The 26239-nt window shown below is 56.1% G+C and carries 20 protein-coding genes; 2 read left to right on the forward strand and 18 right to left on the reverse strand.

The window, feature by feature from the left end:
• The 5 genes from ldtD to cmoM form a co-directional block, all read right to left on the reverse strand.
• Positions 1 to 887 (reverse strand): L,D-transpeptidase (gene ldtD, locus IM267_RS21145; protein WP_370551718.1); only part of this gene is annotated, 887 nt, incomplete at its 3' end.
• A gap of 178 nt (positions 888 to 1065) precedes the next feature.
• Positions 1066 to 5514, reverse strand: a complete 4449-nt coding sequence (mukB, locus tag IM267_RS01455; protein ID WP_063866284.1) for a chromosome partition protein MukB — start codon at positions 5512 to 5514, stop codon at positions 1066 to 1068.
• Positions 5514 to 6218 carry a chromosome partition protein MukE gene (mukE, locus tag IM267_RS01460; RefSeq protein WP_049132609.1) on the reverse strand — a complete coding sequence of 235 codons (705 nt, stop codon included), beginning with the start codon at positions 6216 to 6218 and terminating at the stop codon, positions 5514 to 5516. Before mukE ends, mukB begins: the two co-directional genes overlap by 1 nt.
• Complete coding sequence (mukF, locus tag IM267_RS01465) at positions 6199 to 7521, reverse strand: chromosome partition protein MukF (protein WP_041910621.1); 1323 nt, start codon at positions 7519 to 7521, stop codon at positions 6199 to 6201. Before mukF ends, mukE begins: the two co-directional genes overlap by 20 nt.
• Positions 7522 to 7524: 3 nt before the next feature.
• Positions 7525 to 8304 carry a tRNA uridine 5-oxyacetic acid(34) methyltransferase CmoM gene (gene cmoM / locus IM267_RS01470; protein WP_063866283.1) on the reverse strand — a complete coding sequence of 260 codons (780 nt, stop codon included), beginning with the start codon at positions 8302 to 8304 and terminating at the stop codon, positions 7525 to 7527.
• Positions 8305 to 8424: 120 nt separating this feature from the next.
• Between cmoM and elyC the strand changes: the two genes are divergently transcribed.
• The gene (gene elyC, locus IM267_RS01475) at positions 8425 to 9204 is read left to right on the forward strand and encodes an envelope biogenesis factor ElyC (protein WP_131638119.1); all 780 of its coding nucleotides are present in this window, start codon (positions 8425 to 8427) and stop codon (positions 9202 to 9204) included.
• Here elyC and IM267_RS01480 read toward each other — a convergent pair.
• The 13 genes from IM267_RS01480 to IM267_RS01540 form a co-directional block, all read right to left on the reverse strand.
• On the reverse strand, positions 9181 to 10074 hold the full coding sequence (locus tag IM267_RS01480) for a YcbJ family phosphotransferase (RefSeq protein WP_193032541.1): 894 nt from the start codon (positions 10072 to 10074) through the stop codon (positions 9181 to 9183). The genes elyC and IM267_RS01480 overlap by 24 nt on opposite strands.
• Before the next feature lie 131 nt (positions 10075 to 10205).
• Positions 10206 to 10952: a 3-deoxy-manno-octulosonate cytidylyltransferase gene (kdsB, locus tag IM267_RS01485; protein WP_063449160.1), complete on the reverse strand. Its 747-nt coding sequence runs from the start codon at positions 10950 to 10952 to the stop codon at positions 10206 to 10208.
• A complete protein-coding gene (gene ycaR / locus IM267_RS01490) occupies positions 10949 to 11131 on the reverse strand; it encodes a protein YcaR (RefSeq protein ID WP_006174474.1) in 183 nt (60 codons plus the stop codon). The genes kdsB and ycaR overlap by 4 nt, the downstream gene beginning before the upstream one ends.
• Positions 11132 to 11176: 45 nt before the next feature.
• On the reverse strand, positions 11177 to 12406 hold the full coding sequence (locus tag IM267_RS01495; RefSeq protein ID WP_193032542.1) for a winged helix-turn-helix domain-containing protein: 1230 nt from the start codon (positions 12404 to 12406) through the stop codon (positions 11177 to 11179).
• A 43-nt stretch (positions 12407 to 12449) separates the two neighbouring features.
• The gene (gene lpxK / locus IM267_RS01500) at positions 12450 to 13427 is read right to left on the reverse strand and encodes a tetraacyldisaccharide 4'-kinase (protein ID WP_193032543.1); all 978 of its coding nucleotides are present in this window, start codon (positions 13425 to 13427) and stop codon (positions 12450 to 12452) included.
• On the reverse strand, positions 13424 to 15172 hold the full coding sequence (msbA, locus tag IM267_RS01505; RefSeq protein WP_063449163.1) for a lipid A ABC transporter ATP-binding protein/permease MsbA: 1749 nt from the start codon (positions 15170 to 15172) through the stop codon (positions 13424 to 13426). The genes lpxK and msbA overlap by 4 nt, the downstream gene beginning before the upstream one ends.
• A 36-nt stretch (positions 15173 to 15208) precedes the next feature.
• On the reverse strand, positions 15209 to 17473 hold the full coding sequence (locus IM267_RS01510; protein WP_193032544.1) for a ComEC family protein: 2265 nt from the start codon (positions 17471 to 17473) through the stop codon (positions 15209 to 15211).
• 212 nt (positions 17474 to 17685) lie between these two features.
• On the reverse strand, positions 17686 to 17973 hold the full coding sequence (gene ihfB / locus IM267_RS01515) for an integration host factor subunit beta (protein ID WP_003858233.1): 288 nt from the start codon (positions 17971 to 17973) through the stop codon (positions 17686 to 17688).
• A 170-nt stretch (positions 17974 to 18143) separates the two neighbouring features.
• Positions 18144 to 19817 carry a 30S ribosomal protein S1 gene (rpsA, locus tag IM267_RS01520; protein WP_003858235.1) on the reverse strand — a complete coding sequence of 558 codons (1674 nt, stop codon included), beginning with the start codon at positions 19815 to 19817 and terminating at the stop codon, positions 18144 to 18146.
• 111 nt (positions 19818 to 19928) lie between these two features.
• Positions 19929 to 20612: a (d)CMP kinase gene (gene cmk, locus IM267_RS01525; protein WP_000125020.1), complete on the reverse strand. Its 684-nt coding sequence runs from the start codon at positions 20610 to 20612 to the stop codon at positions 19929 to 19931.
• A gap of 185 nt (positions 20613 to 20797) precedes the next feature.
• Complete coding sequence (gene aroA, locus IM267_RS01530) at positions 20798 to 22081, reverse strand: 3-phosphoshikimate 1-carboxyvinyltransferase (protein WP_107535052.1); 1284 nt, start codon at positions 22079 to 22081, stop codon at positions 20798 to 20800.
• A gap of 68 nt (positions 22082 to 22149) precedes the next feature.
• A complete protein-coding gene (gene serC / locus IM267_RS01535) occupies positions 22150 to 23238 on the reverse strand; it encodes a 3-phosphoserine/phosphohydroxythreonine transaminase (RefSeq protein WP_063449166.1) in 1089 nt (362 codons plus the stop codon).
• A gap of 162 nt (positions 23239 to 23400) precedes the next feature.
• Positions 23401 to 24093 carry a DUF421 domain-containing protein gene (locus tag IM267_RS01540; protein WP_063449167.1) on the reverse strand — a complete coding sequence of 231 codons (693 nt, stop codon included), beginning with the start codon at positions 24091 to 24093 and terminating at the stop codon, positions 23401 to 23403.
• A gap of 127 nt (positions 24094 to 24220) precedes the next feature.
• Here IM267_RS01540 and ycaO point away from each other — a divergent pair, with 127 nt between their 5' ends.
• The gene (ycaO, locus tag IM267_RS01545; protein ID WP_193032545.1) at positions 24221 to 25981 is read left to right on the forward strand and encodes a 30S ribosomal protein S12 methylthiotransferase accessory factor YcaO; all 1761 of its coding nucleotides are present in this window, start codon (positions 24221 to 24223) and stop codon (positions 25979 to 25981) included.
• Positions 25982 to 26239 lie beyond the last annotated feature (258 nt).

A 26239-nucleotide genomic window follows, 5' to 3' on the forward strand; every position in this document is an offset into this window, starting at 1 on the left:
TCTTTTACCGGCGCCGACGGGCTGACGACCGCGTTTTGCGTCTCGTCGCCTGGCAGGGCAATTTTAGGGACGCCGTCAAGCATGCCGGACCGTTTCATGATTTCGCGGATGGCAGGCACATCGCTGCTCCACTGCCCCGGACGAAGCGTTGCTGTTCCACGCAGCTGAGGCCACGGGCGGGAATCCGCAACCAGCTCAAGGAGCGACTGATGCATCGTGGCATATTGCGGATGGGCAGGCGCAAGGCTTGCGATAAAGCGCGGCAGTTCACCGTTATCAAGCGACAGTTGCCACTGATTGATGACGGACAGCGCAGGCGTCGCCAGCTTGTACGGTTTACTGCTGTATAGCCAGCGGTTGCCGTTCACCGAAATGCCCGCCACAAACTGTAAGTAGCCCATCATGGCATCAGACAGCACCACGTCACGCGCCTGTCCGGTCACGGCAGGGTCGGTCAGAAGCTCAACCCAGGTGGTGAACTGTGGCTGAAAACCTGCAATCGCCACTTCAGCCAGCTGCTGCTGGAAGGCACGGACCGCATCGCGATTTTCCCACATCGGCTTCATGTCGCGCGCGGCGTAAAGCAGCGTAAGCTGATTAATATAAGCGGGGGTATAGCCCGAGGGCAGCCCGGTCATCAGCTGCTGGCGTAATGATTCCGTGTCGATGCCTTCCGGCAGCGGTTTGATGCCGGCCATAATGGCCGTCGCCGGAGACTGATCCAGCGGTTGTGACAGCGACGTCGGCTGCGCGCCCATCGTCGCGGAGCTGTCAGTCGGTACAATTTCAGGCTCATCGGCCTGAGCGCTAAACAGTGGAGCAAACATCACCGTCAGGCATAAACTCAGCGCAGACAGCTGATGACCACGATTCTTCTTAAGCAACATCCCTTGCCCCCTGTTTTTCACGACATGCCCATTATTCTGGAGCTTTCCTTCAGTATAGAAAGGCATACACGCTGTTGCCTTACCTTATGTAAAGAAGTTTAAAGATAACGCAGCCCTGAACACAAGTTAAGTGAATAAAAAAAGCGGCGCATACGCGCCGCCTTTTGTCTGAGCCGCCTTACGAGGCGTCAGCCGTGCCGGGTAAGGATTCCGGCGGCTGCGGTGCGAAGCCGCGCAGGCCAACAACGTGCACGTGCTCGGTGTTCTGAAACACCTTACGCACCAGCTTATAAGTCGTCCCTTTTTCCGGACTGATGTTTTCCGGCGCCGCGATAATGAGCTGCATATCAAGACGATCGCAAAGCTCAAACAGCGTGGCGATAGAGCGGGCATCGAGACGCGCCGCTTCATCAAGGAACAGCAGGCGGCATGGGGAGATGTCTTTGCCGCGCAGACGACGCGCTTCATCTTCCCAGCTCTGCACCACCATCACCAGAATCGACATACCGGTACCGATGGCTTCACCGGTGGAGAGCGCGCCGGATTCCGCGCGCAGCCAGCCGTCAGAGCCACGGTTAACCTCAACCTCCATTTCCAGGTAGTTGCGGTAGTCCAGCAGCTCCTCGCCGATGGTTTGCGGCGTACGCTGGCCCATGTCAATCTGCGGATTCAGACGCTGATACAGCTTCGCCAGCGCTTCGGAGAAGGTCAGGCGGTTGCTGTTGAACAGATCCTGATGCTGCTCGTGCTGTTCAGACAGCACGTCCAGCAGCGTGGAGTGCGCCTCGCGCACGTTCACGTTCAGACGCACGCTGTTGACCTGGCCAAACGACACGCTTTGCAGGCCCTGGTTCAGCTGACGGATACGGTTCTGCTCGCGCTGAATGGTTTTACGAATAATATTCGCCACGCTGCGGGAACTGATTGCCAGCTTCTGCTCGCGGGAGGTCAGCTCTTCCGTCAGACGGCCCAGCTCGATCTCCATCTGTTCGATCGCTTCAACCGGATCGTCGGTACGGATGATGTCCTGACGAATACGCTCGCGTAAGTGCTGATACACCGCCACGAAGAACTGGATTTTGCGCTCAGGACGCTTCGGATCTTCGGACATGCGCAGCACGTCGCGCAGGTGTTCGTTATCCGCCACCGCCAGACGCAGCGCGCCCAGCGCCTTATCCGACATAGAACGCAGTTCATCGGCCGACAGATACGCCAGCTCGCGGCGATGCAGACGACGCTCCACGTTATTGTCTTTCACCATGCGCATGACCGCGCACCAGCCCGCCTTCGCGGTCACAACCTGCTCGCGCATCTCGTGATAGTCACGTTCCAGCTTGCGCAGGCGACGCGTCAGGTTGTCCATCTCCGCTTCACAGAAGGTCAGCGCTTTTTCCAGCTGATTACGACGCGCACGGTTGTTGCTGAGCTGCGCATGCAGCTCATCGCGGCGAATACGTGCCCGCTCTTCTGCACCGCTGTCGGCGCGCACGCCAATGTCCTGTAACTCTTTATGCAGGTCGTTTAACAGCTCTTTCTTGGTGTCGAAGGAGCTTTTCAACGACGCCATCACCTGGCTGTACTGGCTCAGCTGTGCGGCGTGAGTACGCATCGCTTCGCGCGCGCGGGTACGTTCCGCTTCCGCCTGCTCAAGGCGCTGGCGCAGCTTTTCATTAAGATCGCTGTTCCCGCTCAGCATTTCTGCTGAATCGGAGTAGCCGAAGTGCGCGCGACGTTGCACCACTTCCGTCAGGGCAAAGGCCTGCTGACGCGCTTCGCGCTGCACCTGCTGTGACCAGGCGTAATCCTCTTTTAACTGCTCAAACTGTTCCGGGTCGCTCTGGAGAACGGAAACCATCGGCTCCAGCTTCGCCAGCTGATTGCCGTGCTGCTGCACAAAGCGCGCGGCTTCCTGCGCCTCGTCCAGTCGTTCCTGAATTTCATCCACGCGGTCGGCGAGCGTATCGTCCGCCAGCAGGTTAAGGCGCGGCAGGATGCGGTTAAGCGCCGCAACGCCCTCTTTCGCCTGCTCGAACTGGACGCGGCTCTGCTGGTTGTCATTTTCATGGCTGGCCAGCGCACGCTCCAGCTCACCGCGGCGGGTGTTGAGCTTGCGAATTTCGGCTTCCGGATCGGGCTCAAAGGCCACGCCCAGATGGCTGCCGATAAAGCGGCTGAACGCCTGATGCAGACGCTGGGTTTTCTGCACGTCAAACGAGAGGGTCGCAAACCGTTCGGAAAGCGTTTCGCGCTCGGCGTGCAGGCTTTCAATGCGGCTTTCACGCGCGGCGCGGCCAAACAGCGGCAGTTCCGGGAAGCGCGAGTAGCGCCACTGGCGATCGGCGATTTTCACCACAACCGCTTTTTCCAGCTCGTCGACGCTGAATACGCTGTCATCAAACGACTGCGGATCCCCTTCGATGAGGTAGAGATCTTCCGGGCAGTCTTCCAGCCCTGCAAGCTGGTCAGAAATCAGCGACAGGTCCGGCACCACAATCGCGTTACGGGACGGACCGTAAAGCGCGGAGAAGTACGGCGCATCGTCCAGGCCAACGTCGTCATAAATCTCAGACAGCAGCACGCCGCCGAAGCGCTCGGCTAAGGCATTCAGGCGCGGATCTTCAGAGCCACCTGGCTGGCTTAAACGCTCGATCTCTTCATCGACGTCACGCTTGCGCGCGCCCACTTCGTCACGCTCAACAATCGCTTCGCGCTCGCGCTCCAGCAGCTGTTGCATGTATTCGGTGACGTCCTGGCTGGACGCAAACTCCTGGCCACACTGCTCGCTGAGCTGGTTCAGGCTGCTTTGTGCCGCCAGCCAGATCGGCGCACGCTGCAAGAGCGTCTTCGAACGGGACTGAAGCTGTTCCAGCTCCTGACGCAGCGTCATACGCTGTTCGCTGGCATTTGATACGGTATCGGACAGGGCCGCAATACGCGCTTCCAGCTCCTGATGCAGGGCCTCAAGCTCGTCAAAATCGTAACGTTTACCCTGGCGTTTGCAGAACTCCGCCAGCAGACGCTCGGCTTCCTGCTGTTCGCGCAGACGCTGTTCCAGCTCGTTGAGGCGCATGCGCAGCGGCTGCACCTGCTCGGCCAGATGGCGCTGATTGACGCCATCGCGCAGCAGTTCGCGGGCAACGTCCCACGCTTCGTTACGCGCGAGCGGACCGTTAATCGCCACCACCAGCTGGTACGCCTGCTCAAACTGGCTGTGCGCGGTTTGCGCCACGCTCATTTTCTGATCGAGAGAAAGCAGTTTTTCGGTGGCTTCCTGCTCTTTGGCCTGGAAGGTATCCAGCCATTCATCAGCGCTTTCCGGGGTCAGGTCCGGCAGGTGGCACAGCTCTTTGGCGCGCTGCAACGCCTGTAGCGCCTGGTTGTACTGGATCGCACGCGTCTGCTGCACGTCCAGCGCCTGTTGGTAATCCGCGAGCTGGCTTTTCAGCTCATCCACTTCCAGCTCGGCGGCTTCAGCGCGGGCTTCGTTCTCTTCCTGCAAATCGGCGGCTTCGGCCACCACTTCATTTTGTTCTTCAAGACGAATTTGCAGCTCGTCAAGATCGGCTTCATAGCGCTCGATTTTTTCCTGCTGACGCAGCGCGGTCTGCACCAGGTTCAGATGATCGCTGGCGGCCTGGTAATCGGCTTCCAGATCCCCTTCTGCACCGTTGTGCTCGCCCAGCTCGCGCGCCATTTCGACATGCTTATACTGCTCGGCCACCAGCTGTTTACGGGAGGTAAACAGCTCGCGGCGGTACTCCAGCGCCTGATCGAGATGAATGCGGCGCTCGTTGGCGTGACGCATGTAATCCGCCGCCACGTAGTTGGTGGCTTCGCTGATCAGGTGCTTAAACAGGTCGCGGTCAGACTGCGTAACGCGAATTGCTTCCAGCGTCATGCGGTTTTCACGCAGCGCAGCTTCCATATCCTGGAAGGCCTTACGCACGCCGCTGTTTTCCGGCAGCAGGTAGTCGCGCAGGGAGCGGGTAATGGCGCTGGAGATACCGCCGTACAGGGAGGCTTCAATCAGACGGTAGTATTTACTACGATCTGACGCGCTGCGCAGTCGACGGGCAACCACGCCGAGATCGAACATCAGGGAGTGGTAGTCGGTGATGGAGTTAAACTGCTTAAACTGTACGCCTTCGATGGCTTCCAGCTTGTCCTTCAGCTCCTGAAGCGTCAGGACGCGCGCCTGGCGTTCATTCAGGGTTTCCGTCAGCAGCGCGGTCGGCTGCACGGAGGTTGGCAGCCCCTGGATCGCAAACGGCTTGATATCCACCTTACGGTCGCGGCCGGCAACCTGTTGCAGACGTACGCCCACAACCACGCGCTGATGACGGGAGTTGATCACGTCCAGCACGGAATAACAGACGCCCGCTTTTAGCTTACCGTGCAGACCTTTATCACGAGAGCCGCTCGTTGCGCCGGCTTCGGTGGTATTACGGAAGTGCAGCAGGGTCAGGTCAGGGATCAGCGCCGTGACGAAGGCCGCCATGGTGGTGGATTTACCCGCCCCGTTACCGCCGGAGAGCGTTGTCACCAGCTCATCCAGATCGAAGGTTCGGGCAAAGAAGCCGTTCCAGTTGATCAGCGTTAGTGAGCGAAATTTACCGCGTTCAATCATTACTCTTCCTCCCCGCTATCCGGCTGATTCTCTTCATGCTCGTCATTGAGCTGCAAATGGTTTTCCACCGGCATCGCTTCACCGTCACGGATCATGCGCAGCTGCGCTTCACGCGCATCGTCACCCGCGCGCACGTCGGCGCCAAAGCGGAAGACCGATTCGGTTATGCGGAATTTGCTGCTGTCGTGGCCCATGAACCACACCATCCCCAGACGGCGCAGGCGGTTGAGGGAGGAACGTACTTTTTCCTGTAATTTCTGACGGTCCAGATCGGACCCCGTCGAACGGTTGTTTACCAGCTTCAGGAGCTTGCTTTCATCCGCCAGCGACAGCAGCTCATCGTAAAGCTCCTGCTGGGTGAAGATCCCTTCATTCGCCAGACGTTCCGGGCTGAGGTAGAGGTAGCAGAGAATTTTGCCGACCATCATATCCAGTTCGGAAAGCACCGAGCGCGGAATAAGCGTGGTAGAGCGCGGGCGCAGGTAGAAAAACCCTTCCGGCGCGCGGATCAGCTCAACGTTATAGCGAGCGTAGAACTCTTCCAGATACTCCTGGAAGTCCATCAAAAAGGCGTGATTATCCAGCTCGTCAAGGCCAATGTGACGACCGGCACGCAGCTGGCTGTCCAGCGCCGGAAACAACGGATTTGCCAGCGCCTGTGCCAGCTTAACTGGCATCACGTTTTCAATATTTGTCAATGACATGCGCCTGTACCTTGGCTCCGTAATCGTTAATCGGCTGCCACTTCGGCGGCAGTCCGGTGAAATCGGCTTGTGCGATGCCCAGGCGCACCGCCTGGTCTACAACAATGCGGGCTACATCGAAGTGGCGCGCTCGCGGATACTGCGCCAGATAGTCGCGCACCACGAGGCCAAGATCCAGCGGCGCTTGTCTGGTTTTGTAGACAGCGAGCTGTTCTTCGATCATCGCCGCAAGCTGCTCGCGAATTTCGTTAAATTCCTCGTATTCCAGATCCGGCGGCAGTTCACCGGTGACCTCTTCATCGCGCAGCGCCATCTCTTCGTCGCGCATATCCAGCAGACGATCGGCGTTGGCGTAGGTCAGCGCCCACGGCGCGTCAAAGTAGGTCTGTACCGACTGGCGCAGACGCTGAGCAAAGACGCGGTTCTTATCCATATCGATAGCGGTACGGATAAATTTATGCACGTGGCGATCGTACCCGATCCACAGGTCGATCGACTGCTGGCCCCAGCTGATAATGCGGTCAAGCTTGCTTTGCAGATCGAACACCAGACGGTCGATAAAATGCAGATCGTCGTGCGCCAGCGTCGCGTCCTGGATGCGCAGCAGGTTGGCCTGTAGCTTGTCACCCGCCGCCTCCAGCGTATCCTGCAACTCACGCAGCGTACCGGACGTTTCTGACAGTAAGAGTTCACAGCTGGAAATGGCCGCGCGCCAGTCTTTATTCAGCAGCTGGGCAATATCGTCTTTCACCTGCTGCTGCTGTTCGTCCATCAGACGCTGAGTCAGATCGATACTGTCGAAAATCTCAGCGACCGAGTATTTCAGCGGCGCGTAAACGTTGCGGTGCCAGTGGAACTCGTCACCGTTTTCATCGGCCGCGTCGGCGGCACGCTTCAGCTCGCCTGCAACAATGGAGAGCTGCATGGAGAGACGCAGCGTGGAAAATTCGCGCTGGCGGATGTAGTAATCGGTAATGCCAATGCCCAGTGGCGTCAGACGATAGATGGCGTTTCCTTCCGCCTGCTCGCTGGTAAAGCGGTTCAGCAGACGTTGACGCACCATATCATTGATTGCGTTATTGGCACGCACGCTAATGGTTTCGCTGGTTTGCTCAAACGCATCACTGACGTGGCGGAACGCGTCCACCAGTTCGCCTTCACTCATTTCGCCATCCAGGCGTTCGCCGTTCAGCGTCGCAACCGCCAGCAGGAAAGAGAGTCTGTCTACCGGCAGCGAGATGGAGAAATCGTTTTTCCTGGCCCAGGCAACCAGTTCGGGGACTGTCTGGGAAAATTCACTCATAGATTATCCTTGCATCTGCGGCTTGCGCGCGGTGACGTGGATATAGCGACCAAGGCTCAGGTAAGGCTCCTGGCGGCAGTACCGCGTCTCTATTTCTGTTAAGGCGTCTAAACAGTCGTCCTGTTTTTGTTTATCACGCAGATAATCATGAAACACCCTCACGCCGGTTTTGCCGGTAATTTCCCAGCCGATCTCCTCCAGCCAGCCATAGACCTGCTGCGGTTCACGGGGGAAATCCGGTGACAGCGTGCGTCGTTTCTTTTTATACATGCCCTGCTGTACGTAGCCAAAATTGCCCACCAGCACGTTTCGCATCAGCAGGCCGTTGGCGTTGTAGAACATCAGCGATAACGCACCGCCCGGGCGCAACATCGACCACAGCGTTTTTAACATCGCCTGCGGTTCGGCGACCCATTCGAGCACAGCATGAAACAATATCAGATCAACCTGCGTTTCCAAATGCTGCGGAATGTCCTGAGCGGCGCAATGTATAAAATGCATGTTGTCGCTCACACCTTTCTCTTCTGCCGCTCGCTCGGCGCGCGCAACCATCTCGGCAGAGAGATCGCACAGCGTGACGTGATGCCCCCGCTGCGCCATCAGAATTGCAGTCTGACCTTCCCCACCGCCGGCATCAAGCACGCGCAACCGTCGGTCACCGAATTCCGCCAGCAGCTTGTCCAGATCCTGCCAGAGGATCGTCTGACGAAGCTGACCTTTGGTGGTGCCATAAATGTTGCGCGAAAACTTTTCCGCGATGTCATCAAAATTGCGATCCCGCATTGGGAGGGTTCCACTCACTGCAAAACCGCTATTTTGTCACACCCGCGCGGAGAATGAACCACTCTGGTGTAATATCACGGGCAATCACCTGCTGTATGGTTAAAAAAGGAACCAAAAAGGATGCTTTTTACCCTAAAAAAATATATCGGAGGCATGATGCTTCCCCTTCCCCTGCTGCTGCTCGTCATCGCCCTGGGGCTGGGATTGATATGGTTTAGCCGCTTTCAGAAAAGCGGTAAATCTCTCGTCACCGCGGGCTGGCTGGCGCTGCTGTTGCTCAGCCTGCAACCGGTCGCTGACGGTTTATTACGCCCGATAGAGAACACCTACCCGACGTGGCAGGGAAACCAGAAGGTGGACTATATCGTGGTGCTGGGCGGCGGGTATACCTGGGACCCTGACTGGGCCCCCAGCTCAAACCTGATCAATAACAGCCTGCCGCGCCTGAACGAGGGGATCCGCCTGTGGCTTGCCAACCCGGGATCGAAGATGATCTTCACGGGCGCTGCGGCAAAAACCAACCCGGTCAGCACCGCTGAAGCAGGGGCAAGAGTGGCTGAATCGCTTGGCGTACCGCGTTCCGCCATCATCACGCTGGATAGCCCAAAAGATACCGAAGAAGAGGCGGCGGCGGTGAAACAGGCTATCGGTGACGTACCGTTCCTGCTGGTGACCTCTGCTTCACACCTGCCACGCGCAATGATTTTCTTTGAGAAGCAGGGTCTGCATCCGCTTCCTGCTCCGGCAAACCAGCTGGCCATTGACGCCCCGCTCAACCCGTGGGAACGGATAATCCCGTCCCCGGTCTGGCTTATGCACAGCGACCGCGTCGGCTACGAGACGCTTGGCCGCCTGTGGCAGTGGCTCAAGGGTTCGTCAGGCAAGCCAGGGCAAGAGTGACGTTGCGGCAAGATCGAAACTGGCGCGATTAAAGCGCCCGGTGTTGACCAGCTGCGCCACCTCATCCCAGAGCAGATAGAGCCAGCGCCGCCAGAGAAAGGCTTCCGCAACGGGGGCGCGCTGAAGATAATGCCAGAGCAACTCTTCCGCCGCCCCGCCCTCGCTCAGCCTGAACAGCTCGTACTCGCGCGGCGCCCAGAGCATTATCCCCGGTCCGACCATCGCCAGAAGCTGATCGCTGCGCGAGTCTTTTAGCATGCTGCGCAGCGTGAAGTTGCCATGCACCAGCACACAGTTGTCGTTAAAACCCTCAAACAGCGCGGGCAGACATTCCCGGGTGCGGAACAGGATGCGTTTGTCCTGCATCGTCAAACCGGTGTTGTTGAACTGGTTGAGCGTGCCCCATAGCACTTCAACGCGCTGGCGATACCACAGCGGCCAGAGGTTTTCCTGGGTGCTGTCTACCGCGCCAACCAGACCGCGGCTGTCGTGCCGGTGCCAGCCAAGCAGGGCTTCGACAATCTGGTCCTTGAGCTGCTCCCAGCGCGCCGGCGTCCGCGTCGGGGCTTCTACAGAAACCCCGTGTAAGCGCTCAATCAGCAGAACATCCGGGCCGGGATGCTCCTCATGGGTCATTACGCCGTAAACCGTTGGCATACGGACTGTTCCTTCCCGCGCCAGCATCGACGTTTTCCAGGCCAGCTGTCTGGCGACGCCCGGCGAGCTAAAACTTCTGGCCATCAGCGGCATGGGGTTTCCCTGACTGTCATACAACGCCCAGAGCGCGGTATCAGCCTTTTCATTTACGCACTCCACCCGGCTTAGCTTTTCGCCAAGGAGATGGCTCAGTTCAGCACGCAGTTGTTCCATATGAGATTACCCCCATTAAGACTACTGCTTTTATAATGAGCGTGCGAAACCCGGATGTCACCCGGTCGAGATCAATAATGAAAAAGAAAAGGGAGAAGAACATCCCCTCAGAACGAGGGGATGGCTGCGAATTAACGCATTTCGACGCGTACGCGCTCAAGATCTTCAGGGGTATCCACGCCGGTGCCAGGGACTTCCTGGGCTACCGCAACGTGAATTTTCTCGCCGTACCACAGCACGCGAAGCTGTTCGAGCATTTCGATATGCTCCAGCGGGCTTGGCGCCCAGGCGACATAGCGGCGAATAAAGCCGGCGCGGTATCCGTAAATACCGATATGGCGCAGGAAGGTTTCGCCGATCGTCTCTTTCGACTGCGCGAAACGATCGCGATCCCACGGAATGGTAGCGCGGGAGAAATAGAGCGCGTAGCCCTCGGCATCCATGACAACCTTCACCGCATTCGGATTGAACGCCTCTTCTGCGTGGTGAATCGGCACCGCAAGTGTCGCCATGCCGACCTGACGCTGGGCCAGATTGTCGGCCACCTGACGGATAATTGCCGCCGGAATCATCGGCTCATCGCCCTGCACGTTTACAATCACCGTCTCGTCGCTGAAACCGCATTTTTCGACGACTTCCGCCAGGCGCTCGGTGCCTGACTGATGGTCGGCACGGGTCATGCATACTTCCCCACCTGCGGCCTCAACCGCACGCGCAACGTCCGGGTGATCGGTAGCGACAATAACGCGACCAGCACCCGATTCGCGCGCCCGTTCAAGGACGTGCACAATCATCGGCTTACCGTTGATATCCACCAGCGGTTTACCCGGCAGGCGCGTTGAAGCATAACGCGCAGGGATAATGACAACAAAACTCATGGTTTGCTCTCTTCTGCCACCAGCGAACGGGCTTCGTTTTCCAGCAGGACCGGAATACCGTCACGCAGCGGGAACGCCAGGCTGTCCAGTTTGCAAATCAGCTCTTGTTTATCCTGGCTGTAGTACAGTTTGCCGTTGCACACCGGGCAGGCAATAATTTCAAGTAAACGGTGATCCATAGTTCCTCCGTATGGGTAATCCCTAAAGCTTATCACATTCCCTTTTCAGGGAGTGTCTGTTTCCCAGCCACCTCGACAGGCCGTAAACAGCCCCGCAGGCACGCGGCCCAGTACAATGTTGTGCGCCCCCTGCCAGCGCGCAAAGTCACTGAGCGCGGTCGTTAATCCTTTTTCCAGGCCAGCCGTCACCTTTATGCCCTCTTCAAGCCAGAGGGCGATAATTTCAAGCATGCCGGTTTTACGGTGCATTTTAGCGTCCATGCGCCCGACCAGCTGGCCTTTATGCAGCAGCGGCAAAACAAAATAACCGTACTGACGCTTTGGTGCCGGGGTGTAGCATTCCAGACGGTAATTAAAATTAAACAGCTGCCCGGCCCGCTTTCTGTCCCAGACAACCGGATCGAACGGCGACAGCACGGTGCTGTGCGTTGCCTGTAGCTTTCCCTCAAGCGCCTGAGGCAGCAGCGGGAACAAATCCGCATGCAGCCACATATCACCTAGCGACGCTACCGAGACCGGCAAGACGCGCTGTTGGCGCTGCCACGTTTCCAGCAGCGGTTTGAGCTGCGGCTGACGCAGGCGATAATAGTCCGCCAGCCACTGTGGTCGAAATATGCCCAGGCTGCGGGCGCTGTTCTCGAGCATAACGGCTTCGGCTGCGTCCTGAGACAGCAGATCGCGCGTATCGTCCCAGTGCGGCATAACGCGGTGCGTAAGGTCATAGACGCGCTGAAAGTTGCGGCGCTCAACCACCATCACTTTGCCGGACGTAAACAGCCCTTCCAGATGGCGCTTGTGCGGTTTCCACTCCCACCATCCGCTTGCGCCTTTTCGCGGGTGCTCAAAATCCGCGGAGCGTACCGGACCGTTTTCCTGAATATGGGCAATCAGCTGCTCTATTTCAGCCGCGTGTTCCACCATCCACTCCTGACGGTATTTCCAGCCCATTTTGTCCGGGGCGAGCATTCGGTGACGCACCAGCGCAAAATCGCTGCGCGGGAGAAAACAGGCTTCATGCGCCCAGTACTCCATCAGTTCGCCCTGACGCAGCGCATCATCCAGCCATTGTGGTGGATAGTTTCCCAGGCGGCTAAACAGGACGAGATACGGGCTACGCGCCACGATGTTAATGGTGTCGATTTGCAGCAACGACATGCGTTGCACGGTAGAGAGGATATCGGCTGGCTGCGCGCGACGGCGGGGCTTTTTCAACAGCCCCTGGGCGGCAAGATGCAGGTTACGTGCGGCTGCAAGTGAGAGTTGCGGTAGAGACATGCGTTTTCCTGTCAGTCAAAGCGCCACCGGAACCGCGTTGAAGTTACTGCACTAACGCGAGCAGTTCCCTGAGCAAATGTTCCGGCTGTTCACCGCTGAGTTCAGCGTCAACCGGCAGATACCACCAGTTTTCTTTCGCAAAGGCCCGGCATTTTACCGCGTCTTTTTCCGTCATGATTAGCGTCTGCCCCGGTGCTGCCAGCCTGTCGACCTCGTCGGCCACCAGCGCCTGGTGATCGGCCAGCGGCACCCGTTTTTCAAGCCTTGCGCCACACTGCTCCAGCGTCGTGAAAAAACGCGGAGGATGACCAATCCCGGCCATCGCAACCAGACGATCCAGCTGCGCGACGTCTTTACGCTCGCCGGTCAGCATATTCACTGCCTGTCCGGGACGAAGATGCATCGGGATCTCGCCCGCTTTGGCTTCACCGCCGTTTACAATCACAGCATCAACGGTCTTCAGGCGCGACACACGCTCACGCATTGGACCGGCTGGCAGCCACCAGCCGTTGCCAAAACGCCGCACGCCGTCAATAACCACGATCTCTTTGTCACGCGCCAGCGCATAATGCTGCAAGCCATCATCGGTAATAATGATTTGTACGCTATGCTGCGCAAGCAGTGCCTTTACGGCACCACTGCGCACCGGCGATACCGCAACCGGCGCACCCGTGCGCTGGTAAATCAGTACCGGCTCATCACCGGCTTCAGCGGTTGTCGTGTCCGGCCTCAGCACCAGAGGATACTGAGCCGCTTTACCGCCGTAACCGCGTGAGACCACGCCCGCGCGGATACCGCGCTTCTGGAGCTGTTCTACCAGCCAGATCACCACCGGGGTTTTGCCGTTTCCACCCGCTGTCAGGTTACCGACCACCACCACCGGTACCGGTGCGCGCCAGGCGCGCTTGATCCCGAGGCGGTAAAGCAGACGAATAGCACCGCTCACCAGGCCATACAGCCAGGAGAGCGGGAGAAGCAGCACCCACAGGGGGGATTCACCCGACCAGATGCGTGCAATCATTGACCGAACTGCATTTTATGGAGCTGCGCGTAAACACCACGCTGTTCCAGCAGGTCCGCATGGCTGCCGCGTTCAACGATAACGCCGTCTTCCACCACCACGATTTCGTCAGCCTGTTCGATTGTCGACAGACGGTGCGCGATAACCAGCGAAGTACGGTTTTTCTGCAATTCATCCAGAGCCGACTGGATAGCGCGTTCAGATTCCGTATCCAGTGCGGATGTCGCTTCATCCAGGATCAGAATCGGACTGTTGCGCAGCAGCGCACGGGCAATCGCGATACGTTGACGCTGACCACCGGAGAGCAGCACGCCGTTTTCGCCAATGATCGTATCCAGACCATTATCCATTTTGTTAATAAAGTCCATCGCATAGGCCATGCGCGCCGCGTTTTCAATCTCTTCACGGCTGTACTCTTCGGTACGGGCATACGCAATGTTGTTTGCCACCGTGTCGTTGAACAGGTGCACGTTCTGCGATACCAGCGCGACCTGGTTACGCAGCGACTGTAGGGTATATTCCCGCAGGTCGTGACCATCCAGCAGGATCTCGCCCTGGTCGATGTCGTAGAAACGGGTAATCAGGCTGGCAATGGTCGACTTGCCCGAACCGGAACGCCCCACCAGCGCAACGGTTTTACCCGCCGGAATGGACAGGCTGATATCACGCAGTGCCGGCACTTCGCGGCCTGGATAGGTAAAGGTGACGTTACGGAACTCGAGGTCGCCTTTAGCACGTTCGATCACGCGTGTACCTTCATCTTTTTCCTGTTCGGAATCGAGGATGCTGAACAGCGTCTGGCAGGCTGCCATCCCGCGCTGGAACTGGGCGTTGACGTTGGTCAGCGATTTCAGCGGACGCATCAGCGCAATCATGGATGAGAACACCACGGTAATGGTACCCGCAGTCAGGGTCTCCATGACGCTCGGGAAGCTTGCGGCATACAGGACAAAGGCCAGTGCCAGAGAGGCAATCAGCTGAATGATCGGATCGGAAATCGACGAGGCCGATACCATTTTCATCCCTTGCAGACGCATTCTGTTGCTGACCTTGTCAAAGCGTTTGGTTTCGACTCCCTGACCGCCGAAAATCAACACTTCTTTATGGCCTTTCAGCATCTGCTCGGCGCTGGTAGTAACCTGCCCCATCGTATTCTGCATATTTTTACTGATGTTGCGAAAACGCTTGGACACCACGCGGATAGCGATGGAGACAATCGGCGCCAGCACAATAAGGATGAGCGACAGCTGCCAGCTGTAATAGAACATCATCGCAAACAGACCGATGATGGATGCCCCCTCACGCACAACGGTAATCAGTGCGCTGGACGACGATGATGCCACCTGCTCTGAATCGTAGGTAATACGTGACAGCAGCGTACCGGTTGACTGTTTGTCAAAGAAAGAGACGGGCATCCCCATCATATGGCTGAACAGCCGGCGGCGCATGGTCATCACCACTTTACCGGATACCCAGGAGATGCAGTAGCTGGATACATAGCTGGAGATTCCGCGTAAGATCATCAGCCCAATAACCACCAGCGGCATCCATAGCAGCACTGAACGATCCGTTTTACCAAAACCGTCATCCAGTAACGGTTTGAGGAGCGATAACATAAACGTATCGCTGGCTGCGTTGAGGATTAACGCTACGCCCGCCACGATCAAGCCTGCTTTGAAAGGAGCAATCATCGGCCATAGCCGGCGGAACGTTTGCCACGTGGAGAGATCTTTGTCGTTATGCATTCAAAAAACCAGCATTTGTTGAAATAGCCGCATATTCTACCCGTTATCTACGGGCGCGCCAAACCACTGATGATACCAACGCGGTAAATAGTGTTCACGTAAGCGGCGAATGTGCCGACTATGGTGCGAAAACGTCACAGATATCTGCCCTGACTGAGGGGTATCAAGCCACTGATATCCCTCAGTTCGATAGCGCCGGACCACTTTTTTGGAAGGGAAACGCCATGCGTTATAGCGGGCCATTGAGGCCAGCGAAACCTGCCCCTCTACGCGCTGTAGCAGCGGCGTTGAGGATGACGTGTTACTTCCATGATGCGGCACCTGAATCAGTGTAGACGCAAGTTGACGCCAGCGGTGGCTCAGCATTTCCAGCTCTGCCTGCGCTTCAATATCTCCGGTCAGTAAAACACTCTGTTCGCCGTCATCAATTTTTACCACGCAGGAGCGGTTGTTACCCTTCACAGCGGTGTTTTCTGGCGGCCAGTGCGCGGTGAACGTTAGCCCCTGCCACTGCCATCGCTGCCCACGAAAGCAGGGGAGATGCCCGACCCAGGCCAAAGGGCTCCTGATCCACATTGTGGGCCAGGCGGTTTTTAGCGATGCCAGTCCCCCCGCGTGATCGAGGTGTTCATGGCTGAGGATCACCCCTTCCGGGCTCAGATGATGCCAGCGTAGCCAGGGGATAATCAGCTGTTGCGCGCTGTCCCCACCGGGCCACGCCAGCCCGGTGTCATACAGAATGGCCTTACCGTGACGCTCAATGACCATCGCCAGCCCCTGCCCTACATCAAGCATATGCAGTGACCAGCTATCGGTTTTATCCCTGTGCCAGAGTGGAAATGCCAGCACCACGCTGCCTGCCAGACAGGCGGCGGGAACTGCGCTGAAAGCCCTGAATCGCCAGCCAATAATCAGTAGCCACGGCAGTAACGTCAGGTATTGCCAGCGCTCATCAACGTCCTGCCAGCCATTTGGTAAACGCATCAACAGCCAGAAAAGCCCTGCCAGAGATTTATCCGCAGCCAGCCAGACGATACTTTCCAGCGCAGCGACCGGAAACAGATGCAGAAACATGCCGAGCAGGATAAGAGGAACTGAAATAAAGGTGACCAGAGGAACGGCAAACAGGTTCGCCACCAGCGAGGATACACTGAAACCATGGAAAATCAGGACCTGAAGCGGCAACAAAAGCAGCAGCATTCCAACCTGCAAATACACTAGCGTCGCCAGCGGCCGCAGGCCCCGACTCCGTTGCCAGGATGGAAGAGGCAACCACTGATACCAAAAAATAAGCGCGGCGACCGCAAACGCGGATAACGCCAGGCTTTGTGACAGCACCGCCAGAGGATCGAAAATCAGGATCGCCGCCACGCAGGTAAGCCAGACCTGCCAGGGCGACCACTGGCGACCGCTCATCTTTAATGCGGCCAGGACCACAAGCGCGATAACCGTGCGCAGCGCAGGCGGCTGCAATCCCGTTAGCCACGCGTAAAATGCGGCAAAAAGAAGACCTGCCAGCAGGGGCATTTGCCAGATAATCCAGCGGCCCGGCAGGAAAAACTGGATGCCCCGAGCCAGTAGCCAGACAGCAGAAGCTGCCAGCGCAATATGCAGTCCCGAAATGGCCATGAGATGCATCGTTCCGGTCTCACGCATCAGGTTTTTTATCTCCCGCGAGACAGACAGGCGCTCTCCCATCCCCAGCCCCAGGATCACGGGCCCCCACTGATATGCGGAAAGCGTATTCTGTAGCGACGTCAGGTATTGCGAACGCAGGCTACACCGTTCGTCAACGATCGCCGCATGGGTAAACCGTCCGCTCAGCGTCTGGTGTCGGGCGAAGGCATTTTTCTGCGAATCATAGCCGCCATCGTTGAGCTCTCCGTGTACTGCCCTGAGCCGCAGGGTCATCGCCCAGCGTTGGCCGACGCAGACGTTTTGCGGCAGGTAATTGCCATACAGCACCACGCCCATGTTAGCCCATACGCGTTCGCCATTGAGGCTGACAATCTTTCCCTGATGCATCGTTGCGCCGTCCGTTGCGGTAATGACTACCTCGGCCTGCTGAGGCCCTTTCGTTAAATGGTTCATCGGCCACACGCTCTCCTGAGCGGCCAGAAATCCCCAGCACAAAAAGAGCACTGCGAGGCCTGAAAACGTAAGCCACTTTTTTTGCCGCAACGGTAACGCAATTCCTGCTGCAATCAGCATCCAGACAGTCTGCAAATCGGGCAAAACGGGTAACCAATAGAGCGGGATTATGGCCAGAATGGCGCAGATACTGATGACGTGGATCCCCATCTTCACCTCCATGTTTCAGGTGATTATGCGGCGGGGCTGGCGCGTCGTCAGACAGAAAAGGCGTGATTTACAGCGAGCGCTGCAACGTTTTTAAGTACTTGCAGAAAAGAGAAGCTGAGAATGCGGCGCGTATTCAGAAACGCAGAGGCGAGAGACAAAAAAAGCACCCTAAGGTGCTTTCTTTAAACTCAGTTTAACCCTGATGATTAAACTCAGTTGCCGTAAATATTGGCGCGATCGCGCAGCTCTTTACCCGGCTTAAAGTGCGGAACATACTTTCCTTCCAGCTCCACTTTATCGCCAGTCTTCGGGTTACGCCCGGTACGTGGTGCACGATAGTGCAGAGAAAAACTACCGAAACCGCGGATTTCAATGCGCTCGCCCTGGGCAAGAGTGGTAGCCATATGCTCCAGCATCTCTTTAACGGCATCTTCCACAGCCTTAGCAGGGATATGCGGTTGCTGACTGGCAAGTCTTTCAATCAATTCTGACTTGGTCATGATTCCTCCGGTTCCTTTCAAACCAATTAGCTGAACAGCTCATTAAACAAGGGCGGCCGTAGCCGCCCTTTGTTATTGATTACAGGACGAATCCTGCAATCTGTCAAGTCTGCTCTCCATCCTTCGCGCTGTAAATGCGTTACAGCTCAAATGATGGTGCGAACCTGAACTTACTCGCCTTTAGCTGCTTTGAAAGCTTCAGCCATTGCGTTGTTAGAGAAGTTTGCATCTTCCTGTTTGTTAACAGTTGCGATTGCATCTTTCTCATCAGCTTCGTCTTTAGCACGAACAGACAGGCTGATTGCACGGTTCTTACGGTCAACACCGGTGAACTTAGCTTCAACGTCGTCGCCAACGCTCAGAACCAGAGTTGCATCTTCAACGCGGTCACGTGAAGCTTCGGAAGCGCGCAGGTAACCTTCAACGCCGTCAGCCAGTTCTACGGTTGCGCCTTTAGCGTCAACAGCAGTCACTTTACCGTTTACGATTGCGCCTTTCTTGTTCAGTGCAACCCAGTTGTTGAACGGATCTTCTGCGAGCTGTTTAACGCCCAGGGAGATACGCTCACGCTCTGCGTCAACTTGCAGAACAACTGCTGCGATTTCGTCGCCTTTTTTGTATTCACGAACTGCTTCTTCGCCTGCAACGTTCCAGGAGATGTCAGACAGGTGAACCAGGCCATCGATGCCGCCGTCCAGGCCGATGAAGATACCGAAGTCAGTGATAGACTTGATTTTACCTTCAACACGGTCGCCCTTGTTGTGGGTTTCCGCGAACTGCTGCCATGGGTTGTTTTTGCACTGCTTCAGGCCCAGGGAGATACGACGACGTTCTTCGTCGATATCCAGAACCATCACTTCCACTACATCACCAACGTTAACAACTTTGGATGGGTGGATGTTTTTGTTGGTCCAGTCCATTTCGGAAACGTGCACCAGACCTTCAACGCCTTCTTCGATTTCAACGAAGCAGCCGTAGTCAGTCAGGTTGGTCACGCGACCAGTCAGTTTAGTCCCTTCTGGGTAACGCTTAGCGATAGCTACCCATGGATCTTCGCCCAGCTGTTTCAGGCCGAGGGATACACGAGTACGCTCGCGGTCGAACTTCAGCACTTTAACAGTGATTTCGTCGCCCACGTTCACGATTTCGCTTGGGTGCTTAACGCGTTTCCACGCCATGTCGGTGATGTGCAGCAGGCCATCAACGCCGCCCAGGTCAACGAATGCGCCGTAGTCAGTGAGGTTCTTAACGATACCTTTGACTTCCATGCCTTCCTGCAGGTTTTCCAGCAGCTGATCGCGTTCTGCGCTGTTTTCGGATTCGATAACGGCACGACGGGAAACAACAACGTTGTTACGCTTCTGGTCCAGCTTGATTACTTTGAACTCAAGCTCTTTGCCTTCGAGGTGCAGGGTGTCACGGACTGGACGAACGTCTACCAGTGAACCTGGCAGGAACGCACGAATACCATTCAGCTCAACAGTGAAGCCACCTTTAACTTTGCCGTTGATAACACCGACCACAGTTTCAGCTTCTTCGTAAGCTTTCTCCAGCGTGATCCATGCTTCGTGACGTTTAGCTTTCTCACGAGACAGCAGGGTTTCGCCGAAGCCGTCTTCTACTGCGTCCAGAGCAACGTCAACTTCGTCACCTACCTGGATTTCCAGCTCGCCCTGGGCGTTTTTGAACTGCTCAGCCGGGATGGCAGACTCAGATTTCAGACCGGCGTCAACCAGTACTACGTCTTTGTCGATAGCAACAACAACACCACGAACGATGGAACCCGGACGGGTTTCGATTTCTTTTAAGGATTCTTCAAACAGTTGAGCAAAAGATTCAGTCATGTTTAATCTTCAGGTTAATATTAACGTCCACCTGGCTCCGTGCCGGATGGGGTTGTTTCACATACCCGCCGTCAATCCATTGCAGCGGGGGTACTGCTAAATCGGTCGCGATTACGCGAGTGCCAGTTTTTGGCGCGCATATTGTAGCGCTTTTTCAATCACTTGCTCAATAGTTAAACTGGTAGAATCCAGCACTAATGCATCTTCTGCGGGAACAAGCGGTGCGACGGCGCGGTTACGATCGCGGTCATCGCGCTCTTTTATCTCGGATAAAAGGCGATCAAAGTTAACACTAAACCCCTTTTCCTGCAACTGAAGCATACGGCGTTGAGCACGTTCTTCCGAAGAGGCGTCAAGGAAAATTTTCACTGGCGCATCAGGGAATACCACGGTACCCATGTCGCGGCCGTCGGCGATCAGCCCCGGCGCTTCGCGGAAACCGCGCTGGCGACGTAACAGCGCCTCGCGAACGCGAGGGAAAGCCGCCACCTGAGAAGCCGCATTGGCCACTTCCTGCGTACGGATTTCACCGCTGACATCTTCCCCTTCCAGGATCACTTCAAGGTTGCCATCAGTAGAGACAAAGCGCACATCCAGATGCGCAGCCAGCGGTACCAGCGCTTCCTCGGACGCAACATCCACATGATGATGCAGCGCAGCCAGCGCCAGCACGCGATAGATTGCTCCCGAATCTAAAAGATGCCATTGCAATGCTTCCGCCATCGCTTTGCACAGAGTACCTTTCCCTGCGCCACTCGGCCCATCAATGGTGATTACCGGGGCAATTGCCGTCATCTTTTTCTCCTTAATTAAGGCATACCGTTAACATGAACGCCGCGCATTATACGCGCCAACGTGCGCAACTGTTAACTTTGCGTGCAAATTCCGAAATGATTGAAGCAGAGTGTAGAAGAAATGAAAGAGGATGACTGTCAGAAAGCGTAAGGAAATGCCGCATCGGGTGATGCGGCATAAGATCATCAGGCCAGGGTGCTAATGCGCGCCAGCTGCTCGAAGTAGTCCGGGAAGGTCTTTGCCGTACATTTCGGATCGAGAATAGTGACCGGCGTATCTGACAGCGCCACCAGCGAGAAACACATCGCCATGCGGTGATCGTTGTAGGTGCCAATTTCGGCAAATTGCAGTTTTGCCGGCGGCGTGACGCGAATGTAGTCTTCGCCCTCTTCGACCTCCGCCCCCACTTTACGCAGCTCGGTTGCCATTGCGAACAGGCGGTCCGTCTCTTTTACGCGCCAGTTGTAAATGTTCCGCAGCGTGGTGGTGCCTTTCGCAAACAGCGCAGCGGTGGCAATAGTCATCGCCGCATCAGGAATGTGGTTCATGTCCATATCGATAGCGTTCAGCTCACCGTGGGTACAGGCGATGAAGTCATCGCCCCAGGTCACCACCGCGCCCATTTTTTCCAGTACGTCGGCAAAACGGATATCGCCCTGCACGCTGTTGCGGCCAATCCCGGTCACCTTGACGGTACCGCCCTTGATCGCGCCCGCGGCCAGGAAGTAAGAGGCCGATGACGCGTCGCCTTCGACAAGGTACTGACCCGGAGACTGATACTGCTGCCCACCGCGCACCACGAAGCGCTGGTAAGACTGGTTTTCCACCTCAACACCGAAGGTATTCATCAGGTGCAGGGTGATATCAATGTACGGCTTAGAGACCAGGTCGCCTTTAATGCTGATAACGGTATCCTGTGGGGCCAGCGGTGCGGTCATCAGCAGCGCGGTCAGGAACTGACTGGAGACGCTACCGTCCACCTCAACGTTACCCCCGGTAAATCCACCGCGCAGACGCAGTGGCGGGTAATTTTCCTGCTCAAGATAATCAATCTGCGCGCCGCCCTGACGCAGGGCATCCACCAGATGGCCGATCGGGCGCTCTTTCATTCGCGGCTCACCGGTCAGCACAATATTGTTGTTCCCCAGACACAGCGCTGCGGCCAGAGGACGCATTGCCGTACCGGCGTTACCCAGGAAAAGCTCCAGCGCTTCAGCAGAACGTAACGCGCCGCCGTTACCGGTGACTTCACAACGGGTACGATCGTCGGACAACGTATAATGAACTCCCAACGCTTTCAGCGCATTGAGCATATGGCGCACGTCATCGCTGTCCAGCAGGTTGGTGAGGACGGTGGTGCCGTGTGCCAGAGCTGCCAGCAGCAGAGCGCGGTTCGAGACACTTTTTGAACCAGGCAGATTAATGGTGCCATCTACCCGCGCGATAGGTTGTAACGTCAGGGATTCCATGAAACTCAACTCTCAACTCAACATAATAAAAACCCCGCAGCAACGCTGCGGGGGTGAAAAACAGCCCGTTAACCGTGACGACGTTCGAAGTCGATCATGAAATCGGTCAGGGCTTTAACGCCTTCCAGCGGCATGGCGTTATAGATAGAGGCACGCATCCCGCCAACCACGCGATGGCCTTTCAGCGCGTGCAGACCCGCCGCGAACGACTCTTCCAGGAATACGCTGTCCAGGCTGCTGTCTGCCAGCTGGAACGGTACGTTCATGCGCGAACGGTTAGCTTTCGCCACATCGTTACGGTAGAAATCGCTCTTGTCGATCGTGCCGTACAGCAGTTCGGCTTTCTGCTGATTGATCTTGTCCATCTGCGCCACGCCGCCGTTTTGCTTCAGCCATTTGAAGACCAGGCCGGAGAGATACCAGGCAAACGTAGGTGGGGTGTTGAACATGGAGTCGTTGTCATTCAGGACGGTGTAATCCAGAATTGACGGGCAGGATTTATGGGCTTTCCCCAGCAGGTCTTCACGGACGATGACAATTGTCAGCCCCGCAGGACCGATGTTTTTCTGAGCACCTGCGTAAATGACGCCGTAGCGGCTGACGTCCAGCGGGGTGGACAGAATGGTTGAAGAGAGGTCCGCCGTCACAATGACATTGTCGCCAAAGTCTGGCTCTTCGTGAATGGCGATGCCGTCGATGGTTTCGTTCGGGCAGTAGTGGAGATACGCGGCGTTGTCAGACAGCTGCCACTCGCTCATCGGCTTCACGGCGCGCAGGCCGTCGACGGTGACCTTGGCATCGATGACATTCGGCGTGCAGTATTTGTGCGCTTCTTTTACCGCACTGGCTGCCCAGTAGCCGGCATCGACGTAATCAGCGGTGGTTTTGTCGCCCAGCAGATTGAGCGGGATACCCGCAAACTGGCCGCGTCCACCGCCGTGACAGAACAATACTTTGTAGTTCGAGGGAATGTTCAGCAGATCGCGAAAATCCTTTTCTGCCTCTTCCGCCACCTGAATAAACGCTTTACCCCGGTGGCTGATTTCCATCACCGACGTACCCAGACCGTTCCAGTCACAAAGTTCCTGTTGAGCCTGTTTAAGCACGTCTGCCGGTAACATTGCCGGACCTGAACTGAAATTAAAGACTTGAGCCATTTCCCCTCACCACGCTAAAAGCCATAAGTTATAACTGTGGATATCGGTTTTATCATTCAGTGACACGCGCCGCAATGTCTAAAACTTATGGCCGGAGAAATGTGTCCCTCGTCACACAAAACAATCTGCCGTACCGTTGTCACAAAACCGACAAAATCGCTGTCAGGTAATGCGCTTAGCCCGGCTAACCTTCGTCCATTCTGGATTCGTACAGCGAGGACATAATTGATGATCGCCCGCCTGCATGCCCACCACATGGCTACATTTTATGCAGGCATACTCGCCCGCCTCAGGTACGGTTTTGTATCGCTCGATGAGCATATCCGGCAGGATGCACAGCCCAGGCCTGACCTCATCGTCGGAATAGTAATAAATGCTGATTTGACCGTTCGTTTCCATAATCGCCAGACGCACCTGCCCCAGCTGTTCAACGCTGCTGATGCGAAGCTCCATAAAGAACTCAAACTCCGTCATATTGGCGCGTTGCACGTTCTCCCAGGCCAGTTGACCATCTTCGACAATCACCACCGGCTTCCCTTCGAACAGATCTTCTAGCTTTTCGCTTTTCGACATCAGCCACATGACCAGCCGGTAGAGCAGCGCGAGCGTCACGAAGACGACAAAGACCGGCACCATAGGCACATCGTCATAAAAGGCAACGTCCCCCGCCGCCGACCCCAGCGTCAGGATGATCAGCACCTCAAACAGCGACATCTGCCGGACGCCGCGGCGTCCGGTGATTTTCAGAAACAGGAAGACGAGAACAAAGGTGTAGAAGCTGCGCAGCGCCACTTCACCTAAAAACTCGGGGGGAACTTTATCAAACGCCATCCGCTGGAGATCAAATGCTTTCATTTTTCTATGCCTTAACAGTAGGTTACTGCTTATAAGCATAGCCCAGCCATTTATTTTCGCCGGAGATAGCACCCGTCACGCAAAACCCGTATCATTGCGCGCTTTACGTACGATAAAAGTGAACGCCATGACTCAAACGTTTATCCCCGGCAAAGACGCCGCTCTGGAAGATTCCATCGCTCGCTTCCAGCAGAAACTGACCGACCTGGGCTTTAATATCGAAGAAGCCTCCTGGCTGAATCCGGTGCCTCACGTCTGGTCCGTGCATATTCGCGACAAAGACTGTGCGCTGTGCTTTACCAACGGTAAAGGCGCAACCAAAAAAGCGGCGCTGGCCTCTGCGCTGGGTGAGTATTTTGAACGTCTGTCGACCAACTACTTCTTCGCCGACTTCTGGCTGGGCGACACCATCGCCAACGGTCCGTTCGTTCACTACCCGAATGAAAAATGGTTCCCGCTGACCGAGGACGATGAACTGCCGGAAGGTATTCTGGATGCGCGTCTGCGTGCGTTCTACGATCCGGAAAACGAACTGACCGCCAGCATGCTGATCGACCTGCAATCCGGCAATGAGGAACGTGGGATCTGTGCCCTGCCGTTTACCCGCCAGTCTGATGAGCAGACCGTCTATATTCCGATGAATATCGTTGGCAACCTGTACGTGTCTAACGGCATGTCCGCCGGTAACACCCGCAACGAAGCACGCGTGCAGGGGCTGTCTGAAGTTTTCGAGCGTCACATCAAAAACCGCATTATTGCCGAATCCATCAGCCTGCCGGAGATCCCGGCTGACGTGCTGGCCCGCTACCCGGGCGTGGTGGAATCCATCGCTAAACTGGAAGCGGAAGGTTTCCCAATCTTTGCCTACGACGGTTCTCTGGGCGGCAAATATCCGGTTATCTGCGTAGTGCTGTTCAACCCGGCCAACGGCACCTGCTTCGCCTCCTTCGGCGCGCACCCTGACTTCGGCGTGGCGCTGGAGCGTACCGTGACCGAACTGCTGCAAGGTCGTAGCCTGAAAGACCTCGACGTGTTTACGCCGCCGACCTTTGATGATGAAGAGGTCGCCGAGCACACCAACCTCGAAACGCACTTCATCGACTCCAGCGGTTTGATCTCCTGGGATATGTTCAAGCAGGACGCGGACTATCCGTTCGTGGACTGGAGCTTTGCCGGTACGACGGAAGAAGAGTTCGCCACGCTGATGGCGATCTTCAACGCGGAGGATCAGGAAGTCTATATTGCCGACTATGAACACCTTGGCGTTTACGCGTGCCGTATCATTGTACCGGGCATGTCCGACATTTATCCGGCAGAAGATCTGTGGCTGGCGAACAACAGCATGGGCGCACATCTGCGTGAAACCCTGCTGGCCCTGCCGGGCAGCGAGTGGGAAAAGGAAGATTATCTGAACCTGATCGCCCAGCTGGACGACGAAGGTCACGATGATTTCACCCGCGTACGCGAACTGCTGGGTCTGGCAACCGGAAAAGATAACGGCTGGTACACGCTACGCATTGGCGAACTGAAAGCGATGCTGGCGCTGGCGGGCGGCGATCTGGATCAGGCTCTGGCCTGGACCGAGTGGACGATGGAGTTTAACCAGTCCGTCTTCTCCGCCGAGCGCACTAACTATTACCGTTGCCTGCAAACGCTGCTTCTGCTTTCTCAGGAAGACGAGCGCGAGCCATTGCAGTATCTGAACGCCTTTGTCCGCATGTACGGTGCAGATGCCGTTGAAGCTGCCAGCGCGGCACTGAGCGGTGAAGAGCCGTTCTATGGCCTGCAAGCGGTTGACAGCGATCTGAAAGCCTTCCCGGCGCATCAGTCGCTGCTGAATGCGTATGAAAAATTGCAGAAGGCTAAAGCCGCTTACTGGTCAAAATAAGCGCATATAACATTAATGGCAGTAGGCGTATTCAATCGCCTGAGCTATATTACGGGGCAATTTCATTGCCCCTTTTTTTTTATTTTTAGGCAATGACATTTAAATGTAATAGTTAAGTTAACCATGGGTAAATATAAAAATACTTACCTGTGTTTTACTGTTACTAATTATAATAAATACTCCATTTTAATTAACTGTTTTAAGGGAGGCTGAAGGAAAAAATTCAACTCTTTTCATAACTTTTAAAATTTATTTTTA

It is taken from the genome of Enterobacter cloacae complex sp. P15RS (genome assembly GCF_014895905.1).
In the GTDB taxonomy this organism is placed as follows: Bacteria; Pseudomonadota; Gammaproteobacteria; order Enterobacterales; family Enterobacteriaceae; genus Enterobacter; species Enterobacter quasihormaechei.

Coding starts and splice junctions, on each gene's coding strand:
- mukB (WP_063866284.1), bottom strand. CDS start 5,514: ATGATTGAACGCGGTAAATTTCGCTCACTAACGCTGATCAACTGGAAC.
- mukE (WP_049132609.1), bottom strand. CDS start 6,218: ATGTCATTGACAAATATTGAAAACGTGATGCCAGTTAAGCTGGCACAG.
- mukF (WP_041910621.1), bottom strand. CDS start 7,521: ATGAGTGAATTTTCCCAGACAGTCCCCGAACTGGTTGCCTGGGCCAGG.
- cmoM (WP_063866283.1), bottom strand. CDS start 8,304: ATGCGGGATCGCAATTTTGATGACATCGCGGAAAAGTTTTCGCGCAAC.
- elyC (WP_131638119.1), top strand. CDS start 8,425: ATGCTTTTTACCCTAAAAAAATATATCGGAGGCATGATGCTTCCCCTT.
- IM267_RS01480 (WP_193032541.1), bottom strand. CDS start 10,074: ATGGAACAACTGCGTGCTGAACTGAGCCATCTCCTTGGCGAAAAGCTA.
- kdsB (WP_063449160.1), bottom strand. CDS start 10,952: ATGAGTTTTGTTGTCATTATCCCTGCGCGTTATGCTTCAACGCGCCTG.
- ycaR (WP_006174474.1), bottom strand. CDS start 11,131: ATGGATCACCGTTTACTTGAAATTATTGCCTGCCCGGTGTGCAACGGC.
- IM267_RS01495 (WP_193032542.1), bottom strand. CDS start 12,406: ATGTCTCTACCGCAACTCTCACTTGCAGCCGCACGTAACCTGCATCTT.
- lpxK (WP_193032543.1), bottom strand. CDS start 13,427: ATGATTGCACGCATCTGGTCGGGTGAATCCCCCCTGTGGGTGCTGCTT.
- msbA (WP_063449163.1), bottom strand. CDS start 15,172: ATGCATAACGACAAAGATCTCTCCACGTGGCAAACGTTCCGCCGGCTA.
- IM267_RS01510 (WP_193032544.1), bottom strand. CDS start 17,473: ATGGGGATCCACGTCATCAGTATCTGCGCCATTCTGGCCATAATCCCG.
- ihfB (WP_003858233.1), bottom strand. CDS start 17,973: ATGACCAAGTCAGAATTGATTGAAAGACTTGCCAGTCAGCAACCGCAT.
- rpsA (WP_003858235.1), bottom strand. CDS start 19,817: ATGACTGAATCTTTTGCTCAACTGTTTGAAGAATCCTTAAAAGAAATC.
- cmk (WP_000125020.1), bottom strand. CDS start 20,612: ATGACGGCAATTGCCCCGGTAATCACCATTGATGGGCCGAGTGGCGCA.
- aroA (WP_107535052.1), bottom strand. CDS start 22,081: ATGGAATCCCTGACGTTACAACCTATCGCGCGGGTAGATGGCACCATT.
- serC (WP_063449166.1), bottom strand. CDS start 23,238: ATGGCTCAAGTCTTTAATTTCAGTTCAGGTCCGGCAATGTTACCGGCA.
- IM267_RS01540 (WP_063449167.1), bottom strand. CDS start 24,093: ATGAAAGCATTTGATCTCCAGCGGATGGCGTTTGATAAAGTTCCCCCC.
- ycaO (WP_193032545.1), top strand. CDS start 24,221: ATGACTCAAACGTTTATCCCCGGCAAAGACGCCGCTCTGGAAGATTCC.